The organism is Candidatus Atribacteria bacterium, from assembly GCA_011056645.1.
Classification (GTDB): Bacteria; Atribacterota; Phoenicimicrobiia; order Phoenicimicrobiales; family Phoenicimicrobiaceae; genus Sediminicultor; species Sediminicultor quartus.
Genome location: DSEL01000211.1, coordinates 1 through 18,451 on the forward strand (window position 1 = coordinate 1; position 18,451 = coordinate 18,451).

Here is an 18,451-nt window from a genome sequence, read left to right on the forward strand (position 1 = left end):
AAGTAACTGTAATACGCAATGTCATCAGCTTTTTTATTGCCCTTATTGTGGCTGTGATAACTGGCATTTTTTTTGGGGAGATCTTTCAATGAAAAAAAATGTTAAACTAAAAATAGCTGCTGTATCAATTTATTTTCTTTTTTTAATTATATCCTTTATATTCGGATATAATTCAGGGAGAGAAATTGCTTTTAACTTAATTTCTTTTTTATTATATATGCTAAAAATACTCCCTTGTGCTTTTATATTGATAGGACTATTTGAAGTATGGGTAAAAAAAGAAGTCATTGAAAAACATTTAGGTAAAGAGTCTGGCATTAGGGGATATTTATGGGTTATATTGATTGCTGGAACCATTGCCGGTGGACTATTAGTAGCATTTCCAGTTGCTTATTCCTTATATAATAAAGGAGCAAAGCTTAGTATTATTTTTACCTATATAGGAGCTGCAGCAATTTGTAGAATCCCCATGACTTTGTATGAAGCTTCCTTTATGGGGGTAAAATTTACTGCCATAAGATTATTAGTTTCTTTACCTTTAGTGATTATAACTTCAAAATTATTAGGAGAATATTTAACTAAGAGGAATTATAAAATAGCAGAAGGTAGGTAACTAAAATTAAAAATAAAATGCAAAAAAATTAAAGAAAGGAAGTAAAAAAAATGAATAAAATAGAAATTCCCTTAAATGATTCACCGGTTGCCTCACCAGGTATTCCGGTTTATCTGATTTCAACAACGAGTAAGAGCAGAGTAAAGAATATTGCTCCTTATGGTATGGTTATGCCAGTCTCTTATGATCCTCCTATTTATGCAATTGGTTCAGATAAAAATAGAGATACTTACCGAAATATTGTAGAAACAGGAGAATTTGTCTTAAATGTTCCTTCAGCTTCTATGTTAGAACAGGTAAATCTTACCGGAATAAACTTTCCTGCTGAGATAGATGAATTTGAAAAAGCAAATTTTACTCCGATTCCAGCATCCCAAATAAAGCCCTCTTTGATTGCAGAGTGTAAATCTCATTTTGAGTGTAAGCTACTGAGCATTTTCGAAATAACCAAAACCAGAGTTATTATAGTTGGAGAAGTAGTAGCGATATCAATAGACCAGGAACTTTTTTTAAAAGATTTTGCTAAACAAAAAGGACAATTAGATCCTTTGTTTTATATTCATGGAGCTTATTTTGGGTTAGGAAGATATGTAGGGAAAAGGTAATAAATTTATCAGGAGTAGAAGTAGGAGTAAAAAAATAATAAATGAAAACTTATTTAGATTGTATCCCCTGTTTTTACAGACAAGTCTCTGAAGTAGCTAAAATTGTCTCGAGCGGATCAGATGCGCCTGGGACCATATTAAAATATTGCTCTTCGGAATTTATGAAATTGTATCAGAACGCAGAATTGATTATCAGTAAAGGCCAGGGAAATTATGAATCACTCTCCGAAGAAGATAAATCTATATTTTTTCTATTTAGGGCAAAGTGTCCGGTAATAGCTAAAGACGTTGGTTGTAATTTAGGAGATGTGGTTTTGTTAGGTAGGCGAAAGTAAGCTCTAAATGTTGTTAAAAGATCAATCAGAAGCTACTTATATATTAGCAATATATGTAACTGAAGATTTAAAAATCAGAGTAGGTCAATTAGGAAAGGTGTCTTTTAAAAAAGGAGATTATCTTTATATTGGTTCCGCTAAAGGTTGTTTAGAGAAACGATTACAAAGACACTTAAGAAAAGAGAAAAGAATATTTTGGCATATTGACTATCTTTTAAAGAATAAAAACGTGAAGATATTGCAGATTTGGACTATAGATAAAAAGGTGGAATGCCAAGCTGCGGAATTGTTTTGTCAAGATCCAGCTATCAAAATAATTAAAAAGGGTTTTGCTTCTTCATACTGTAAGTGTTTAACTCATTTATTCTTTATAAAAGACAAAATGAAAGCAGAAAAGATCTTAAAAGAAATAGGATTTTCTGTTTACTATTCCTTTCAGAATTTATATTTTTAATACATACAATGGGATTAATTTAGTTACAACTTCAGCCAAGCCTAACTCCAGGGTACGCAATACTACCATTCTTCCTCTGTAATCATAAGGCATTTCTCTCACTTCTTTAATTGCCTTTTTCCCTCGGTCGTTATTTAAATCCATCAAGAAATATCTCTCCCCATCATTTTCAACCACACTTAATACATTCAATAAATCTGGAAAATGATATCCACCACCATGAGGGACAACATTGGCATTTTTCAGTTTTTTCATTAAACCAAGTTTTTTAGCTCTTTTGGCAAAACCCAAGTTTTCAATCTGTTCTTGACTAAAAGAAGGTTTACCATGCACCAGGTATGCCGGTAAATCCCCCCGTAAGGTAATAGGTAAGATCTGATTGTTTTTTATACTATGACAACCCAGGAGCATAGTATTTATATCGGCTAACCCCTGGTGAGTCTCATTAAAGATTGTTTTAAAATCTCCAAACAATCTTTTGGCAAACTCGATTCTTCTTTTCTTGGAAAAATCTTCCACAAATCTATACTGTTGGTAATATCCTGTGGCGTTCTTCCCGGTTAGGAATCTAATTTTACCGAAGGGAGTATCTATTTTTTCGGCAATTTCCTCTAATTTTTTACTCCGATAATAGTATAGACCATAACCCCTTTGGTTATCGTCTCTTAACTCATCACCTGCTCCATGAACAATAAACATATAAGGGGGAAAATCTTCAACTCCGGTGATATTTCTTACCTCAAATACATCAATAAAATGATTCCCTTTACCGAAATCCCAGATAACTTTTATCCCTTCAACTTTTATTTCCGAATTTTTGGCTGAAAGTTTGGTCACTTTATTAATTAAAGTTTCTATTTCTGGAAGTTTTTCTAAACCACCTACCAGCATTCCACAGGCATTAGGTAAAACATCTAATATTATTAATTCCAATGCCCCATCTCCCCATTCAATTTTTCCACCATAACTAAAACCATTTTTCCATCTTTCTACATTTCTAGTAATAGTGGCATCAGGAGTAGATATAAAAGTTGCGTCGGGATTTAAACCGAGTTTTTCCTGGAGAAATTGAATTTTAGCGATTCCATAAGCCATATTAGCAGAACATAGTTTGGTGGCACTATCATTAATTCCAGTCATAAAGAGATGTTCTTTGGCTCTGCCTAAATATTCTTCTTTTTCCACTTCATTTTCTCCTTTAAATACTCATAAATATCTTTTAAAAAATTATTCACCTAACCCTTGATTAATTAATAAATATTGTGGAAAGGTCAGGATTGATATTCTTCCTGGGAAATAAAACGGCCGCCAGTAATTTTTTCCGATATCTTTTGGTAATTTCTATCGAATTCCAAATGCAAATTTATTCGGTTGGGACAGGAAGCTCCGATTAATTCTTTCTTTAATATATAGGCCGGTCCTTCATCTTTATAGGTGGGGGTAAGATCATTATTTTTCCTGATAAGAGTTCTAAACTTTTCTTCACACTGGTCACACTGGCTATAAATCCAGAGAAATCCCGAAGAATTTTCTTCTCTTTTTCCAATCAGTTTTTTAAAAAAATCAGTGCTCATTTTAATGCCTCCTTGAAAATTAGTACAATAAATGAAAATAAATTAATCTAAGATAGCTTTTTGATGTTATTATTTATTATAACATAGTTATAAGCAACAATTCTTCAAAAAGATTAAAAATGTTTTATACACCGGTTACAAAGAAATTTAAAAATATTTTTTTAAAAAAAGAGGGTTTTTAAAAATTTTGTCGAATAAAACTAAGATAATCATGATACAAAATATAATTAGATGAGTTAGGGAAATAATAGTGGAAGAAAATAAACCGAATAAATTAGAAACATATTTACAAGATTTGGAAGATCGCTTTAAATATTATTACGAATTAGAGAGAGATAAAGAAATATCCGGACTAAAAGTTGATATTTGCGCCCTATCTTCTACCGAACATTTTCGTCAAGTTCTAACTAAAAATATAAAAATTGATCAACATTATACCAAGGAATATGCGATAGTTAAGGCAGAAAAAAGATTTGTAAATAAAAATGAGTTAGAAGAATTTACTACATATCTGAAATCTTTGACTGATAAACCTTTCGCTCCTTCGATGAATATTATGTCTACTATTATAAACGGAGTATTGGTGTCTATTTCTGGTTTTTCCGAAGAAGCAGTTAATTTTGCCAAAAAGTTTAAATTTTCCAAATCCTTCTTATTGGGGATCAAGGGATGGTGTGACATTAGACTTATATTAGTTGATTTAAAGAAAGAAGAGTTGTATTCTAATCAAAAGGGGGAAGAAGTACTTTCTGCTTATAAGATAAAATCTGACTCTGAATTGGGAGGTGATAGAGCTTAATAATTTTGGTTTGTTTTAGAGAGAGTCATAAGTTACCGGGACAAAGAAATTTGATCTATTACTTTATTTTATTAATATTTTTTATTTAAAGAAAAGGAGGTTTTGTAGATGAGTCTCTTGATTTTAATTCTTATAGCTTTGGTAGCTTTTGCCATTGCACTTAAAACTTACGGAGGCTATTTAGGAAAACTGGTCGGAATAGATGACAGCAAAAAGACTCCAGCCCACACCATGACCGATGGCGTGGATTACATTCCAGCAAAAGCCCCGGTGCTAATGGGGCATCATTTTGCATCCATTGCAGGAGGAGGACCCATTTTAGGGCCAATTCAAGCTTCTGTCTTTGGATGGCTACCTTGTTTTTTATGGATTGTTTTAGGGAGCATTTTTATTGGTGGTGTACATGATTTTATGTCTCTTATTTCCTCGGTCAGGCACGAGGGTAAAACAGTTGGAGAAGTGGTCGGCAAAAATGTTGGCAAAAGTGCAAAGATATTATTTTTAATTTTTGTTTGGTTGGCTTTAGTGTTAGTCATAGCAGTGTTTGCTATTTTGGTAGCCAATACCTTTGCTGCTAACCCCTCTGTAGCTACTGCTTCCATTCTGTTTATGATCATCGCGGTAGGAATGGGTTTTGCCCTTTACCGTAAAGGGGCATCTCTTGGCATTGTAACTGTTATTGGGGTAATTTTGTTATTTTTATCCATTTGGATAGGTTTAGTAGCACCTTTTTCTTTGGGTGCTAAAACTTGGATTTACCTTTTACTGGTATACGTGTTCTTTGCCTCGGCTATGCCTGTTTGGATTTTATTACAACCCCGAGACTACTTATCTTCATTCTTGTTATATACTGCCTTAGGCGGAGCAGTAATAGGCATACTTTTGGGAGCTCCAAAATTAGAACTCCCTGCTTTTACTGCCTTTAAACAACCAGTAGGTTACCTGTTCCCCATGCTATTCGTCATCATTGCTTGTGGAGCAATTTCCGGATTCCATTCTCTTTGTGCATCAGGAACAACTTCAAAACAATTAAATAAAGAATCAGATGCTAAGATTATTGGTTATGGAGGCATGTTATTAGAAGGTGTATTAGCTACGATTGCTTTAGGTACTGCTGCTATGCTAACCAAGGCCGGATTAGCAGAGGGATTAGCTAATTGGGGCGGTCCGGTTGGTGTATTTGCTCATGGAATGGGAAACTTTTTAGCTAATCTAGGATTACCAGAACAAACGGGGATAGCTTTCGGTGCTTTAACCGTATCTGCATTCTTGCTTACTACCCTGGATACAGCTACCAGATTAGGCAGATACGCCTTAGAAGAATTAACAGCTGAATGGGCTCCATCCCTTTCTAATAAATATGTAGCCACTATTATTACAGTAATATTTGGTGGAGCACTTGCCTTAAGCGGTACATGGAGTGCTATCTGGCCGGTATTTGGAGCTTCCAATCAACTTCTGGCAGGTTTAGCTTTATTAGGGGCAACTGCTTGGTTGGCACATATGGGTAAAAAGTATACCGTGACCTTGTATCCAATGATATTTATGATCGTAGTTACGGTAGTTGCTTTACTTACCATGGTATTCCAGAATTTTGCTAAAGGAAATTATTTATTAGGTTTTACCTCATTGATACTGTTAGTACTTGCCGGATTTGTTATTAATGAAGGAATGAAGGCAATTAATAAATTCAAATCTATGAGTGCGAAAGCCGAATAGTTTCTTCACAGATTACAGTTAAGACCAAGAAAATTTTTTAAAGAATCGTGGGTTTATGAAGTCCCGGTAGCTTATTTTAATAAATAGAACAGAAAACAAGGCTAACAGGTTTTTTATTTTGTTAGCCTTGTTTTTGTTAAAAACTGTGAATGGGAATAGATTACCTACTCATTTCCTAATTAAAGTGAGGATTAACTTATCGAATCTGCTTGCTGGAAAAATCACATTCAAACAGAAAGGATAAAATTGATGCAATGGCGATTAATAAAAGATAATTATCATAACGGTTTTATGAATATGGCGATTGATGAGGCAATAATGATGGCTCATCGGGAGGGTTTAGTTCCTCCCACTATCAGATTTTATCAATGGTCTCCCCCCGCTGTATCCCTGGGTTATTTTCAGGATCTACAGAAAGAAATTGATATTGATGTTTGTCAAGATATGGGAATTGATATTGTACGACGACCTACTGGAGGGAAGGCAGTTCTTCATGATAAAGAATTAACCTATAGTTTTATCATTAAAGAAAATCACCCCCTGGTTAATCATTCTATCTTGGAGACTTATAAGAAAATTAGCCGGGGAATCATTAAGGGTCTTTCTTGTATTGGAATAGCGGCAGAATTAGTTCCCTTAAGAGAAAAATCTGAAATTTACCGCTCTGATTTTAAATCAATCTGTTTCTCTGTACCCTCTCAATATGAGGTTCAGGTAGAAGGTAAAAAGATTGTAGGTTCTGCCCAAGTGAGAAAAAAAGAAATAGTTTTACAACACGGTTCTTTATTGATAGAATTAGAAAAAGATAAGCTGTTCTCCGTATTTAATTTTCCCTCAGCCCAGATAAGAGAAAGGTATAAAGCCAGTTTTAATGCTACCAGTTTGGAAGAGATTTTAAAGAGAAAGATAAGTTTTTCCGAGTTATCAGAGATCCTCCCCCGGGGGTTTGAAGAAGAGTTTGGGGTAAGATTACTGGAAAGTAAACTGACCGAAGAAGAAGAAAAGATATCCCAAGAACTTTTAGAAAATAAATACTTGACTTATGAGTGGAATTATCAAAGGAAAAATAATGATCAGCTTGGTGCCCAAAAAATAAAGGAGTAGGGTGATGATTAAATTTAAGAGTAAATTTATTGTAGTTGAAGGAGCAATAGGAGCAGGAAAGACAAGTTTAGTTTTATTGCTAAGCAAAAGGTTTAGTGCAAGATATAATTTAGAGGTAGTGGAAGAAAATCCCTTTTTATCTAACTTTTATAATGATATAGAAAGGTATGCCTTCCAGACTCAAATATTTTTTTTACTGAGCCGTTATAAACAGCAATTAGAATTAGTCCAGCAAGATTTATTTAATCAGTCAGTTTTTTCTGATTACTTATTTGCCAAGGATAGGATATTTGCTCATCTGAATCTTTCCGGAAATGAACTTTCTATGTATGAACGCCTCTATGAAATTATGGTGAAAGATATTCCCCGACCGGACTTAATTGTGTACTTGCAAGCCAGCACAGAGATGTTAATGAAAAGAATAGCACTAAGAGATCGCCCTTTTGAGCGAAAGATGTCTTTTGAATATATGAGAAGATTAAATTTGGCTTATGAAGAATTTTTTTCTTATCCCGATAATTATAAAAAAATAAAATTAGTTAAAATAAAAACTAATAATCTTGATTTCGTAGGTAAAAATAAAGACCTTGAATTTGTGATAGATGAAATTTACAAGGGGGATGGTTTGAAATGAAGAAATTTATTATCGTATCGGGGAATATAGGCTGTGGCAAATCAAGTTTAACCGACCTATTGAGTAAAAGATTGGGTTGGAAAGCCTATTACGAAGTAGTAGAAAATAACCCGTATTTAGAGGATTTCTATAAAGATATGAAAAAGTGGAGTTTTCATCTCCAAATATTTTTTCTGTCTAAGAGATTTCGCCATCATCAGGAAATATTAAAGAATCCTGCCTCAGTAGTCCAGGATAGAAGTATCTATGAGGACGTGGATATTTTTGCTAAAAATTTAAATCAACAGGGATACATGGAGGAACGTGATTATGAAAACTATCAGGAATTATTTAGCATAATGACCCAATTTCTTACTCCTCCTGATTTAATTGTTTATCTTCAGGCTTCAGTTCCCACGCTTTCGAAAAGAATTTCTCTGCGAGGGAGGGATTACGAGAAAACTATTTCCGAGGAATATTTAAAACAATTAAACGAATTGTATGAAGAATGGGTAGAGAATTTTACCATTTGCCCTATCTTGAATGTGCCTGCTGATGACTTGGATTTTGTAAAGCGCCCGGAACATCTAAAATTAATTGCCAACAAAATATTGGATAAACTCCAGGGGGTAGAAAAAGTAGTATTTGATTAAATTGATACAGGGGACGGTTCTCTGTATTAAAAACAAATCTATATTTTAAACCAAATTGATACAGAGAACCGTCCCCTGTATCACTCGGAGGTAATGTTTGAAAGTAGCGTTAATTTATAGTGGAAAGGATAAAAAATTAGAATTATTTGAGAAAAAGATATTTTCTGCTATTCAAAGAAAAGGAAATGAATTAAAGGTGATTAAAGTGGAAAGAGGAATAGTTGCCGGTAATTTATTACCTTATGAGTTTGTCTTTGTGGGCTGTTCGGCTTTAAGTGCATTTAAAGGCAATTTACCTTCTGGATTAATCGATTATATAAAACGATGCGTCGGATTGGAAAGAAAAAAAACTATTGCTTTTATCGTTCCGCGGTTAATGGGAAATGATAAAACTTTAAAGAATTTAATGAAATTATTGGAGAGCAAAGGATCTTTTGTAATTGATTTTAGACAAATTAAAGATATAGACCAAGATAGTGAATTATTAGCTTCTCGTATAAAATAGTGAATCAGAGGAACGATTCTCCTGTTCCCCTCAAGGGAAATAAAGAATGATCAATAACAGTTTAAAATATTTAAAAGAAAAAGGATATATTTCCGGTGAAGCTTTAGCCCAAAAATTAGGGATTTCCCGGGTAGCAGTTTGGAAACAGATAAAGAAATTAAAAAATATGGGTTATAAGATAATAGCTGACCAAAATTTAGGTTATTGCTTGATTTCCCGCCCTGATCTTCTAATCCCCCAAGAAATTCAAAGGGAATTATACACAGAATATATCGGTAAAGAAATATACTATTTCCCCGAATTAAAATCTACCAATATAATGGCTAAAGAAAAAGCCTTGCAGGGGATAGAGAAGATAAAGGAAGGTACATTAATTATTGCTGAAAGGCAGAGCGCAGGGAAGGGTAGATTAGGCCGGGAATGGTTTTCACCTATCGGAGGTATCTGGATCTCCATAATATTATACCCTCAACTTTCACCTTCTTACATCCCTCGAATCACTTTAATGTCTGCAGTAGCGGTAGTGAAGGCCATCAAAATCTGCACGCAGATTGAACCACAAATAAAATGGCCAAACGATATATTAATAAATGAAAAAAAAGTATGCGGAATACTGACCGAAATGAATGCTGAATTGGATATAATAAACTGGGTAGTAGTCGGAATAGGCATCAATGCAAATATAGATCACCGAGCATTTCCCCAGGATATTCAAGAGAATACGATTTCTTTAAAAGAAGTTGCAGGTAAAGAGGTTTTAAGGATCAAGCTGGTACAAGCCTTCTTGCAGGAATTTGAAAAGCATTACGAAAGTTTAAAAAGAAGAGAATTTTCTTCTATTTTAAAGGAATGGAAATTAAACTCCCATACCCTGGGAAGAAAGGTAAAGGTAGATATGGGGGAGAGAATAATTACAGGGGAAGCAGTAGACATAGATAAAGAAGGAGCCCTAGTTTTAAAAAAAGAGGACGGCAAACTGATAAAAATAATTTCCGGGACTGTTGTATAAATTTTTTTGACATTACCGTTAACTAAAGATATTATACTGGTTAACAATTATTAATCATAAAAATCGGGAGATTTAAAAATGTTAAAAATAAATATCCGCCAGATGATTTTAGTGTCATTATTTGCTGCTTTAACGGCAATAGGAGCATTTATTTCGATTCCTATCTATCCTGTCCCTTTTACTTTACAGACTTTATTTACTCTCCTTGCAGCTATGACCCTGGGAAGTGTAATGGGAGCATTAAGCCAGATTATTTATGTATTGTTAGGTGTAGTAGGGTTACCCGTTTTTGCTGGTTTTAAAGCCGGGATAGGTATTTTATTTGGACCAACCGGTGGATTTTTATTTGGATTCATAATTTCTGCTTATATTATCGGTAAGATGATAGAGCTAAAAAAAGAAAAGAATATTTTTTACTATTTTTTGGTAGGTTCATTGGGAACGATACTTCTTTATTTATTTGGTATAACTCAATTATCTTTGGTTGCAGGAATAGGAGTCAAGAAAGCAATAACATTAGGAATGCTTCCCTTTTTGCCTGGGGATATTTTAAAAATAATTACCGCTTCTTTCATTGTTAGTAAATTAAAAACAGTTATAGAATTAAAATAACCATACTAATAAAATAAAATAAAAATTTACGATACGCTTTATTCCCCTTATTTTTCTTATAGTATTGAACGCTAATAAATTAGTAGCCTCGAAAAGATGATTATGATATAATTCATATATATCTTTCGGGGCGTAGCGCAGTTTGGTAAGCGCGCTTGGTTCGGGACCAAGAGGTCGGAGGTTCAAATCCTCTCGCCCCGACCATTTATAGATAGATGAATATTAGCCCTTTGGCTTTTTGCTGAAGGGCTTTTTATTAAAAAAATATTAATCTAGATTTAATTATTCGATTTTTAGCTATAATTTAAATACCCGCTCGTAATAATACAGCTTGCCTCACCTATACTAAATATGTCTGGAATCTTTTTAAAAATAATAAACTAAAGACACTGTAAATATAATTTTATAATAGATATACAAAGAAACTAAGCTTACTAGGGTCAGTAGATAAGTTTTGGTAATACTAATCTGCGCGACCCGAACAACCGCTCCAGAATATCAAGGAGACGGCAAAATTGACAATAAGTTATAATAAGGTTAATCTTATAGAAATCGCCTATTCCCGAATTCTCATTGCATAACTACGCAGGCTTAAGCACAGGATGTATAAGATGCAGGAAAGTTAGGTGAAAAATACTTATTTTTTAATTTAAGGAAAACTTATGAAATCAATATTTTTTATGTTATTTGGTGCTCTCGCTGGTAGTTTTATTGCTCTTCAAAACACCTTAAACTCTTCTTTAGGAAAAAAAACAGGATATTTTGGTTCAGTCCTTCTTCTTACTATTATAAGTACTATTACTTTAATAATTATCATATCTATCTCACCTAAAACAGCTACTTTAAAAAATGCTCCGGGTCTTTCCCAATGGTATTTATATCTTGGAGGTATTTTAGGTGTTCTTATTTTAGCTATACCAATTTTTATCCTCCCCAAAATCGGAGTTTCAGCTACTTTATCCTCAATGATTTTTGGTCAGATTATTTTGGCATTAATCCTTGATCATTTTGGTTTTATGGGCAACCCCGCTATTACCATTGATTTAAAAAAAATCTTAGGTGTTTTTCTTCTTTTGATATCAATTTTTTTAATTAATAGCAATTAGAGAAATTATATAATGATAATCTATAATTTTTTATGTTTTACTTTATACGTATTGATTTTAATCTTATCCCAAATTAGCATACTTTCAGATATCCATTTGGAGAGCCATGAAAATTTCAAGCTTTTTGGCTTTTGCTGAAGGACTTTTTATTTTTAATGAAAAGAAGGATTTAATCATTTTATCTTGAGAGGAACTACCTTATTGGACTTAATAACTAGAATTAAAAAGATATTTGTCATCTTATGTGTAAAAGCACGCCGTTAACTATTTTTCTCTAAAATAAAATCTTTATTTTATATACATTTTAAATTTCAGTTTGAGGTCATCTTGGCTTCTTTTTTACTTAATGTTGACAAATTCTATTAAAAATATAAACTGAAACAAGGAACCTGAGTTCGGATATAAAAAAGTTATACGCAAGCCTAGCTGAAATGATACTGAGAAAACTGTTAGCCATCCTTGGCTGGCTTGATGCTGTAAATGAAAAGGAGGATCAATCATGACTAGAAGACAAAAAACCCGAAAAGCTATAATCTTAATTTCGTTTTTATTATTTCCTCTTACCATAAGCTATTTTTCTCCCTACATCATCATTGACGGTGCTTCACAAGGGATTATTGCAGGTAGTTTTATTACCTTTGCACTTTTATTTATTGTATCACTATTTCTTGGTAGAGCTTACTGCGGATGGGTGTGCCCAGGAGCCGGCATTCAAGAGTGGTGTTTTACAGTCAATGATAAAAGAGCTCGAGGAGGAAGGCTCAATTGGATAAAATACTTCATTTGGATCCCCTGGATTAGCATTATTATCATTATGGCGATATTAGCTGGAGGATTTCATACTGTAAACCCATTGCATCTGACTGAAACCGGAATATCAGTATCTGAACCTGCTGCTTATATGATGTACTTTACCATTGTGGGTCTATTCGTGATTCTATCGTTCACAGCTGGAAAGAGAGCTTTCTGTCATTATGTCTGCTGGATGGCGCCATTTATGGTCATTGGTATTAAAATAAAAAATTACTTCAAGTGGCCTTCGCTTCATTTAGAATCTACAAGTGATAAATGTAAACAATGTAAGATATGCGATAAGAATTGTCCTATGAGTTTAGAGGTTAGCAAGATGGTAAAAAACAGTTCTATGGAGAATGCAGAATGTATTCTATGTGGCACCTGTATTGATAATTGTTCAAACGGGGCAATAAAGTACTCCTGGAAGTGCAAAAAACATCTCCAGTAATAAAAATAAATGGAAAAAAGTAGAGACACATTCCATTTTCTTGGAGAATTAATATTTTATTTTTAAAATAGATAAATAGGGGAGGGTATATCAGGTCAATAATCCGATAACTTTTTCTAACTTTTTGTAATGGATTTAATAATCAATATTAATATCAAATATTGATTACTTCTTTTAAATTCCGATACACTTTTTCAGTATCCTCACTCATACAAAAAGTTCGAAAATCGTTTTGTCTGGCCGACCATTTGGAAAATTTAAGAAAATTGAAAAAGAATTTACCGATAAGTTATTTCTTGAAAAAACTATAGTAAAAGATCGCTTAATATTTTTTTAATTTCTTATTTTTGATAAATGTACTGTCTAAATTATATATTTAGCCTTAAAAGAAATTTCGTGTTCTTTTGCAGATTGAAACCAGCATCAACATAACCGGAACTTCGATTAAAACCCCTACTACTGTTGCTAAAGCAGCACCAGAAGATAATCCAAAAATCATAACAGCTGTAGCAATGGCTACTTCAAAATGATTACTCGCCCCAATTAAGGCAGAAGGAGCAGCATCTTCATAGTTCAGTTTCAATAGTTTTGCTAATCCATAAGTTAGAAAAAAGATAAGGTTAGTTTGGATAAAAAGTGGAATAGCTATCCATAGTATGGTTAAAGGTTTAGTTAAAATGACATCTCCTTTAAAGGAAAAAAGAAGGATTAGAGTAAATAATAGAGCAACAATAGATACCGGAGTAAGCAGGTGTAAAAAATTCTCCTTAAACCATTTTTCCCCTTTTACATTTATAATCCATTTTCTGGAAAAATAACCTGCCACCAATGGCAGGGCAACATAAATACTGATAGAAAGAAGTAAGGCTTGCCAGGGGACAGGTAATCTTCCTACACCAAGTAAGAATCCGCCAAGTGGCCCATAAAGAAAAAGCATAGTTAGAGAATTTATTGCCACCATAACCAGCGTATGTCCATCGTTCCCTTTCGCTAAGAAACCCCAAACTAAGACCATAGCTGTACAGGGGGCAATTCCCAATAAGATATTTCCAGCAAGAAAACTTCTCCACAGAGGAATTTCGAGCAATTTCATCCCATTGTTTACCACTACAGTTCCAGCCCCATGAATAGTCCCTACTACCCAATCTGCTCCAGGTGGAAGTTTTACTAAATCTATTGCCTCACTTCCAATAAAATTTTTAAAAAGGAAACCTAAAAAAAAGATGGATATAGCATACATGGTAAAAGGTTTTATTGCCCAGTTAGCGAATAAAGTCAGTCCAACCGGTTTAATAGATTTTCCTGCTTTTAACACTTCCCCGAAGTCAATCTTTACCATGATCGGATACATCATAAAAAATAGACAGATTGCAATCGGAATAGAAACTACCGGTGCCTCACCAATATAAATGGCTAATCCATCCAGATATTTTGCTACTCCGGGAATAATCTTACCAAAAATAATTCCAATAACAATACATAACAAGACCCATACTGTTAGATATTTTTCAAAAACATTCAGGCCTCCCCTTTTTTCTTTAACCATAGTTAATCTCCTTTCAAATATTCCAAATTAAATATATTCCGCCTAAAATTATTAGAACGCCACATATTTTTTTGACTACTATCACCCCTTGAGAACTTTCATTCCAATTAAGATAATTTTGAATAATTTCGGTAAAAGTTCCCGCAAAAATGATAACCGAACAATGACCAATCCCATAAAAAAGCAGAAGCAAAACTCCATAGTAAAGCCGTGTTGTTGATACTGTAAATACAATGCCCAGCATCGGTGCCATATAGGCAAAAGTACAGGGACCAAGCGCAATACCAAAAATAAATCCTAATCCAAAAGCAGCCAACAATCCTTTTTTCCGGAAGGCCGGTTGATTAGTTTTTCCCAGAAAAGGTAACTGAATAACTTCTAAAAGATGAAGACCTATAATAAAAAATATTATTGCTACTACATAATTTCCGTAAGAACCGATATCACCAAGCATTCGACCCAAAAGTCCTGTAATAAGTCCGATAACAGTAATTGTGGTTAAAATACCCAGAGAAAAAGAGGCTGCCAGCCAGAAAGCCCTCTTGGTTGATGACTTACCCTGCTCCCCGATAAACGCTATAATCAAAGGAATACTGGCTAAATGACAAGGACTTAATAATATGCTTAACATTCCCCATAATAAAGAAGCGGTTAAAGCAATGATAAAGTTTGATTGCATTGAATTAGAAAGCCATCCAAAAATATCAAGTATCATTAATTGACTCCTTGTGTTTTAAGAACTTTAATTAATTCGTCTTTGGCAAAAAAACCTAGATGCCTGAAGTATTCATTCCCATCTTTATCCAGAAAGACCTGAGTAGGGATTGCCCTAATACTAAATTCCTTAATATAAGGTTTGCCTTCTGCGGTCTTCACATCGTGAAAAACCACTTTTACCTGTCCTTTGTATTCTTCTGCGATTTCTTTCATAATTGGCTGCATCTTATCGCAAGGGATACAGCCAACCGATCCAAGCTCTACAAAGGTTACTTTTATATCTTCGGTTTTTATACTTTCCTGGGTTAGAGTAGTTTCATTTAAATTAGCTTCATTATTATTAGATATCTTTTTAAAGCCAAAGGCAGCAGTCAAAAGTAGCAAAAAAATTATTATATAAATGTATTTTTTTCTATTCATTTAGTAAACCCCTTCCTTATTTTATTTTCGCATTTAGCAAGAATTGCATGAACATCCTGATTTTTTATCACCTTCAGCATTATTCCCCTTGACCCACCTGATAATTTCTTCTTTATTAGGAGTTCTACCTGCTACCTTTACAACTCCATTGATAACTAAAGCCGGGGTAACCATAACCCCGTAATCAATAATTTCGTTGAGGTTAGTTACTTTTGAGATCTCTGCTGTTATACCCAGCTCTTTTATGACTTCCTGCGTTAATTCATTTAATTTTTTACATTTAGGACATCCTGTTCCTAAAATTTCAATTTTCATTTTTTATGACTCCTTATAATTTTGTATTTTAAAAAAAATAGCCGAACAACATTCCGCTAAATGTTGCCATTATTATCACCAGAGAGATAAATACTAATGTTTTTTTAGTGCCTATAATGCTTCTTATAACTAACATATTGGGCAGACTCAATGCCGGACCAGCCAGCAAAAGAGCTAAAGCCGGGCCTTTATTCATTCCTGCACTCAATAGTCCCTGTAAAATAGGTATTTCGGTAAGGGTAGCAAAATACATCAAAGCACCAGCTATCGAAGCAAATAAATTTGACCATAAGCTATTTCCACCTACTAAATTTTCTATCCATATTGTTGGAATTAATCCTTCACTTTCGGGTCTTCCAAATAAAAGTCCTGCTACCAATACACCTCCCAGCAAAAGAGGTAATATTTGTTTGGCAAAATCCCAACTTGAACTTGCCCATGGAATCAATTCATCTTTGCTAAACCATTTAATAAGCATCCAGGTTAAAATAATTAAAAGGATACCGGTGAGTACCCATTTAAAATTATAAATGGTTTGCCAAATTTTAATTGAATCATCTTTTCCCCAATTGGCAAAAACTAATATCCCTACCAGAATTGTAAAGTAAAATGTTATCCGCCAAATTGATCTTTCTTCTTTTACAGTAGTTTTAGTAAATGTATTTTTGTCTCTAATTTTTTCTTTTTCGTCTTCTTGAAAGATAAAGTGCATAGACAAGCCGATTACTATAGAGAAAATAATTGCTCCAATGGCGCGGGCTAAACCCAATTCAAATCCTAATACTCGAGCGGTCAAAATAATTGCTAATATATTAATGGCAGGTCCAGAATAAAGGAAGGAAGTAGCTGGCCCTATTCCTGCTCCGCGTTTATAGATTCCTGCAAAAAGAGGTAAGACTGTGCAGGAACAAACCGCCAGTATGGTTCCGGAAATCGAGGCAATTGAATAACTGATAAATTTATTAGTCTCTGCGCCAAAATATTTTATAATATTTTCTTGACTGATAAAATTGGCAATTGCCCCGGCAATAAAAAATGCGGGAATCAAACATAATAATACATGTTTTTGTGCATACTCCTGGGCCATTAATAAAGATTCTAATAATACTTGTGGCATTTCGAAATGACCAAATGGCATATAATAAAAAAAAGTAAATACTCCAGAAATAATTAAAAAATTATATTTTTTCTTCATTGTTTCCTTTTCTATTTTCTCTAAGTAATATATGAGCATATTATCATGTATGCATATTATTGTCAATATGCCATGTATAAAATATCGAAAAAAACAACAATACCTTCCACTAGCATATTAAAAGTAAATCATAATATTTTATTTTTCATAAAAAGAGGATTTTTACTATTTTTGCAGTATAGATAAGGTAAGATGAAAATTACTAATTGATTATAAATATATCCTAAGAAGGAAACAGCGAATGAAAAGATCGTAAAAGAAAGGAAGGATCAAGCTCGATGAAGGAAGATAAAAAGTTAGTTGCTTATTGCGGACTTTATTGTGGAGATTGTGTCAATTATAAGGGAGAGATTGCAGATTTAGCCAGAGATCTGAGGAAAAAATTAAGACAAGAAAAGTTTGACCGTGTCTCCAAGGGGTTAACTAAATACTTTAAAGAATTTAAAGACTATGAACAATGTTATACTGTTTTGGGCGCAATGGTAAGGTTACGTTGTAGTAAAGTTTGTAGAGATGGAGGCGGGCCGCCATTTTGTAAAATTAAAAAATGTTGTGAAAAAAAGAATATTCTGGGCTGCTGGGAATGTGAAGAGTTTGAAACTTGCACCAAATTAAATTTCTTAAAACCGATTCATGAAGATGCCCATCTAAAAAATCTAAGGAAAATTAAAAAGCAAGGGACCGAGAAATTTATTCATGGCAAAAGATATAGTTAAAGGAAGAAAAATATTTAATTTTTAGCGAGAGTTGAATTAATTCAATTCAGAGAAGTTTAGTTGATAAATTGAATGTTTTTCTTGAAAAAGAGGATTTTTGTTTATTTTATAGAATAAAAAATTAAGAAGATTTTAAAATTATTTTTATTGACAATTATGTATAATCTTTATTCAGGTGTTACGGATTAATAATTTTTGAAAATAAAAAGGAGCGAAGAGGTTATAAAAAAAGATGGATAGAGTTTTGTTTTTTATTTTAATAGGTTTTATGCTAATAATTATCGGAAGCATTTTTTGCACGGCGTTAGCTCAAGAACAAATTTTTTCTGTTTCCGCTATCGAGGGTATCTGGGAGGGCAAGTTGAAAGTTTCTGGGACAGAGCTTAGGATTATCTTCAAAATATTGGGAAATCCCGATGGGACCCTGACTGCAACATTAGATAGTCCAGATCAGGGAGCAACCGGTATTCCCGTTGAAGAAATTATTTTTAAAGATAACACTTTACACCTGGAAATAAAATCTGCGGGAATTATTTATGAAGGGAAGGCAGGTGAAAATTTTTCAGTTGTTGAGGGAGAATTGAAACAATCCGGACAG

Annotated in this window: 23 protein-coding genes and 1 tRNA gene; 17 read left to right on the plus strand and 7 right to left on the minus strand. The window is 33.5% G+C overall.

The genetic code is table 11. The features are described from left to right. The first annotated feature begins 88 nt into the window (after positions 1–88). The 4 genes from ENO17_09745 to ENO17_09760 are packed head-to-tail and all read left to right on the plus strand — an operon-like array spanning position 89 to position 2,007. Positions 89–613 (plus strand): hypothetical protein, encoded by a 525-nt coding sequence (locus ENO17_09745; GenBank protein ID HER25314.1) that lies wholly within the window; start codon positions 89–91, stop codon positions 611–613. Positions 614–663: 50 nt separating this feature from the next. Then, entirely contained in the window at positions 664–1,218 is a 555-nt protein-coding gene (locus tag ENO17_09750; GenBank protein ID HER25315.1) for a flavin reductase family protein, read from the plus strand. A gap of 41 nt (positions 1,219–1,259) precedes the next feature. Continuing rightward, the gene (locus tag ENO17_09755) at positions 1,260–1,553 is read left to right on the plus strand and encodes a DUF89 family protein (GenBank protein HER25316.1); all 294 of its coding nucleotides are present in this window, start codon (positions 1,260–1,262) and stop codon (positions 1,551–1,553) included. 7 nt (positions 1,554–1,560) lie between these two features. Continuing rightward, positions 1,561–2,007 carry a GIY-YIG nuclease family protein gene (locus tag ENO17_09760; GenBank protein HER25317.1) on the plus strand — a complete coding sequence of 149 codons (447 nt, stop codon included), beginning with the start codon at positions 1,561–1,563 and terminating at the stop codon, positions 2,005–2,007. On the opposite strand, the gene ENO17_09765 is transcribed toward ENO17_09760, so the two are convergent. Next, positions 1,996–3,192 (minus strand): hypothetical protein, encoded by a 1,197-nt coding sequence (locus ENO17_09765; protein ID HER25318.1) that lies wholly within the window; start codon positions 3,190–3,192, stop codon positions 1,996–1,998. The genes ENO17_09760 and ENO17_09765 overlap by 12 nt on opposite strands. A gap of 86 nt (positions 3,193–3,278) precedes the next feature. Further along, positions 3,279–3,581 (minus strand): hypothetical protein, encoded by a 303-nt coding sequence (locus tag ENO17_09770; GenBank protein HER25319.1) that lies wholly within the window; start codon positions 3,579–3,581, stop codon positions 3,279–3,281. A 250-nt stretch (positions 3,582–3,831) separates the two neighbouring features. On the opposite strand from ENO17_09770, the gene ENO17_09775 reads away from it, so the two are divergent. From ENO17_09775 to ENO17_09825, 11 genes are all read left to right on the plus strand, one after another. After that, positions 3,832–4,380, plus strand: a complete 549-nt coding sequence (locus ENO17_09775; protein ID HER25320.1) for a hypothetical protein — start codon at positions 3,832–3,834, stop codon at positions 4,378–4,380. Between the two features lie 108 nt (positions 4,381–4,488). Beyond that, a complete protein-coding gene (locus ENO17_09780; GenBank protein ID HER25321.1) occupies positions 4,489–6,099 on the plus strand; it encodes a carbon starvation protein A in 1,611 nt (536 codons plus the stop codon). A 249-nt stretch (positions 6,100–6,348) separates the two neighbouring features. Then, a complete protein-coding gene (locus ENO17_09785; protein ID HER25322.1) occupies positions 6,349–7,203 on the plus strand; it encodes a lipoate--protein ligase family protein in 855 nt (284 codons plus the stop codon). A 4-nt stretch (positions 7,204–7,207) separates the two neighbouring features. Then, positions 7,208–7,837: a deoxynucleoside kinase gene (locus ENO17_09790; GenBank protein ID HER25323.1), complete on the plus strand. Its 630-nt coding sequence runs from the start codon at positions 7,208–7,210 to the stop codon at positions 7,835–7,837. Further along, positions 7,834–8,469: a deoxynucleoside kinase gene (locus ENO17_09795; GenBank protein HER25324.1), complete on the plus strand. Its 636-nt coding sequence runs from the start codon at positions 7,834–7,836 to the stop codon at positions 8,467–8,469. The genes ENO17_09790 and ENO17_09795 overlap by 4 nt, the downstream gene beginning before the upstream one ends. A 97-nt stretch (positions 8,470–8,566) precedes the next feature. Next, positions 8,567–8,974 (plus strand): hypothetical protein, encoded by a 408-nt coding sequence (locus ENO17_09800; GenBank protein HER25325.1) that lies wholly within the window; start codon positions 8,567–8,569, stop codon positions 8,972–8,974. 46 nt (positions 8,975–9,020) lie between these two features. Then, a complete protein-coding gene (locus ENO17_09805) occupies positions 9,021–9,983 on the plus strand; it encodes a biotin--[acetyl-CoA-carboxylase] ligase (protein ID HER25326.1) in 963 nt (320 codons plus the stop codon). Between the two features lie 78 nt (positions 9,984–10,061). After that, on the plus strand, positions 10,062–10,595 hold the full coding sequence (locus tag ENO17_09810) for a biotin transporter BioY (GenBank protein ID HER25327.1): 534 nt from the start codon (positions 10,062–10,064) through the stop codon (positions 10,593–10,595). Positions 10,596–10,721: 126 nt separating this feature from the next. Beyond that, positions 10,722–10,799: transfer RNA gene (locus tag ENO17_09815), tRNA-Pro, on the plus strand. A 458-nt stretch (positions 10,800–11,257) separates the two neighbouring features. Then, a complete protein-coding gene (locus tag ENO17_09820; GenBank protein HER25328.1) occupies positions 11,258–11,701 on the plus strand; it encodes a DMT family transporter in 444 nt (147 codons plus the stop codon). Positions 11,702–12,197: 496 nt separating this feature from the next. Next, positions 12,198–12,944: a 4Fe-4S binding protein gene (locus ENO17_09825; GenBank protein ID HER25329.1), complete on the plus strand. Its 747-nt coding sequence runs from the start codon at positions 12,198–12,200 to the stop codon at positions 12,942–12,944. A gap of 382 nt (positions 12,945–13,326) precedes the next feature. Here ENO17_09825 and arsB read toward each other — a convergent pair whose 3' ends face one another. From arsB to ENO17_09850, 5 genes are read right to left on the minus strand one after another with little or no spacing between them, the layout of a single operon-like run. Then, entirely contained in the window at positions 13,327–14,490 is a 1,164-nt protein-coding gene (arsB, locus tag ENO17_09830) for an ACR3 family arsenite efflux transporter (GenBank protein ID HER25330.1), read from the minus strand. Positions 14,491–14,503: 13 nt separating this feature from the next. Next, positions 14,504–15,205, minus strand: coding sequence for a cytochrome C biogenesis protein (locus ENO17_09835; protein ID HER25331.1), 702 nt, complete (start codon positions 15,203–15,205; stop codon positions 14,504–14,506). Beyond that, positions 15,205–15,627, minus strand: a complete 423-nt coding sequence (locus ENO17_09840; protein HER25332.1) for a thioredoxin — start codon at positions 15,625–15,627, stop codon at positions 15,205–15,207. The genes ENO17_09835 and ENO17_09840 overlap by 1 nt, the downstream gene beginning before the upstream one ends. Before the next feature lie 33 nt (positions 15,628–15,660). After that, positions 15,661–15,942: a thioredoxin family protein gene (locus tag ENO17_09845; GenBank protein HER25333.1), complete on the minus strand. Its 282-nt coding sequence runs from the start codon at positions 15,940–15,942 to the stop codon at positions 15,661–15,663. Positions 15,943–15,970: 28 nt separating this feature from the next. After that, positions 15,971–17,137 carry a permease gene (locus ENO17_09850; GenBank protein ID HER25334.1) on the minus strand — a complete coding sequence of 389 codons (1,167 nt, stop codon included), beginning with the start codon at positions 17,135–17,137 and terminating at the stop codon, positions 15,971–15,973. Positions 17,138–17,415: 278 nt separating this feature from the next. Here ENO17_09850 and ENO17_09855 point away from each other — a divergent pair, with 278 nt between their 5' ends. Both ENO17_09855 and ENO17_09860 read left to right on the plus strand, forming a co-directional pair. Further along, positions 17,416–17,853 carry a DUF3795 domain-containing protein gene (locus ENO17_09855; GenBank protein ID HER25335.1) on the plus strand — a complete coding sequence of 146 codons (438 nt, stop codon included), beginning with the start codon at positions 17,416–17,418 and terminating at the stop codon, positions 17,851–17,853. Between the two features lie 232 nt (positions 17,854–18,085). Beyond that, positions 18,086–18,451: hypothetical protein (locus ENO17_09860; GenBank protein HER25336.1), on the plus strand; the 366-nt coding region annotated here is incomplete at its 3' end.

Coding starts and splice junctions, on each gene's coding strand:
- ENO17_09810 (HER25327.1), top strand. CDS start 10,062: ATGTTAAAAATAAATATCCGCCAGATGATTTTAGTGTCATTATTTGCT.
- ENO17_09855 (HER25335.1), top strand. CDS start 17,416: ATGAAGGAAGATAAAAAGTTAGTTGCTTATTGCGGACTTTATTGTGGA.
- ENO17_09805 (HER25326.1), top strand. CDS start 9,021: ATGATCAATAACAGTTTAAAATATTTAAAAGAAAAAGGATATATTTCC.
- ENO17_09795 (HER25324.1), top strand. CDS start 7,834: ATGAAGAAATTTATTATCGTATCGGGGAATATAGGCTGTGGCAAATCA.
- ENO17_09770 (HER25319.1), bottom strand. CDS start 3,581: ATGAGCACTGATTTTTTTAAAAAACTGATTGGAAAAAGAGAAGAAAAT.
- ENO17_09850 (HER25334.1), bottom strand. CDS start 17,137: ATGAAGAAAAAATATAATTTTTTAATTATTTCTGGAGTATTTACTTTT.
- ENO17_09840 (HER25332.1), bottom strand. CDS start 15,627: ATGAATAGAAAAAAATACATTTATATAATAATTTTTTTGCTACTTTTG.
- arsB (HER25330.1), bottom strand. CDS start 14,490: ATGGTTAAAGAAAAAAGGGGAGGCCTGAATGTTTTTGAAAAATATCTA.
- ENO17_09780 (HER25321.1), top strand. CDS start 4,489: ATGAGTCTCTTGATTTTAATTCTTATAGCTTTGGTAGCTTTTGCCATT.
- ENO17_09785 (HER25322.1), top strand. CDS start 6,349: ATGCAATGGCGATTAATAAAAGATAATTATCATAACGGTTTTATGAAT.
- ENO17_09750 (HER25315.1), top strand. CDS start 664: ATGAATAAAATAGAAATTCCCTTAAATGATTCACCGGTTGCCTCACCA.
- ENO17_09745 (HER25314.1), top strand. CDS start 89: ATGAAAAAAAATGTTAAACTAAAAATAGCTGCTGTATCAATTTATTTT.
- ENO17_09755 (HER25316.1), top strand. CDS start 1,260: ATGAAAACTTATTTAGATTGTATCCCCTGTTTTTACAGACAAGTCTCT.
- ENO17_09820 (HER25328.1), top strand. CDS start 11,258: ATGAAATCAATATTTTTTATGTTATTTGGTGCTCTCGCTGGTAGTTTT.
- ENO17_09760 (HER25317.1), top strand. CDS start 1,561: ATGTTGTTAAAAGATCAATCAGAAGCTACTTATATATTAGCAATATAT.
- ENO17_09845 (HER25333.1), bottom strand. CDS start 15,942: ATGAAAATTGAAATTTTAGGAACAGGATGTCCTAAATGTAAAAAATTA.
- ENO17_09835 (HER25331.1), bottom strand. CDS start 15,205: ATGATACTTGATATTTTTGGATGGCTTTCTAATTCAATGCAATCAAAC.
- ENO17_09790 (HER25323.1), top strand. CDS start 7,208: ATGATTAAATTTAAGAGTAAATTTATTGTAGTTGAAGGAGCAATAGGA.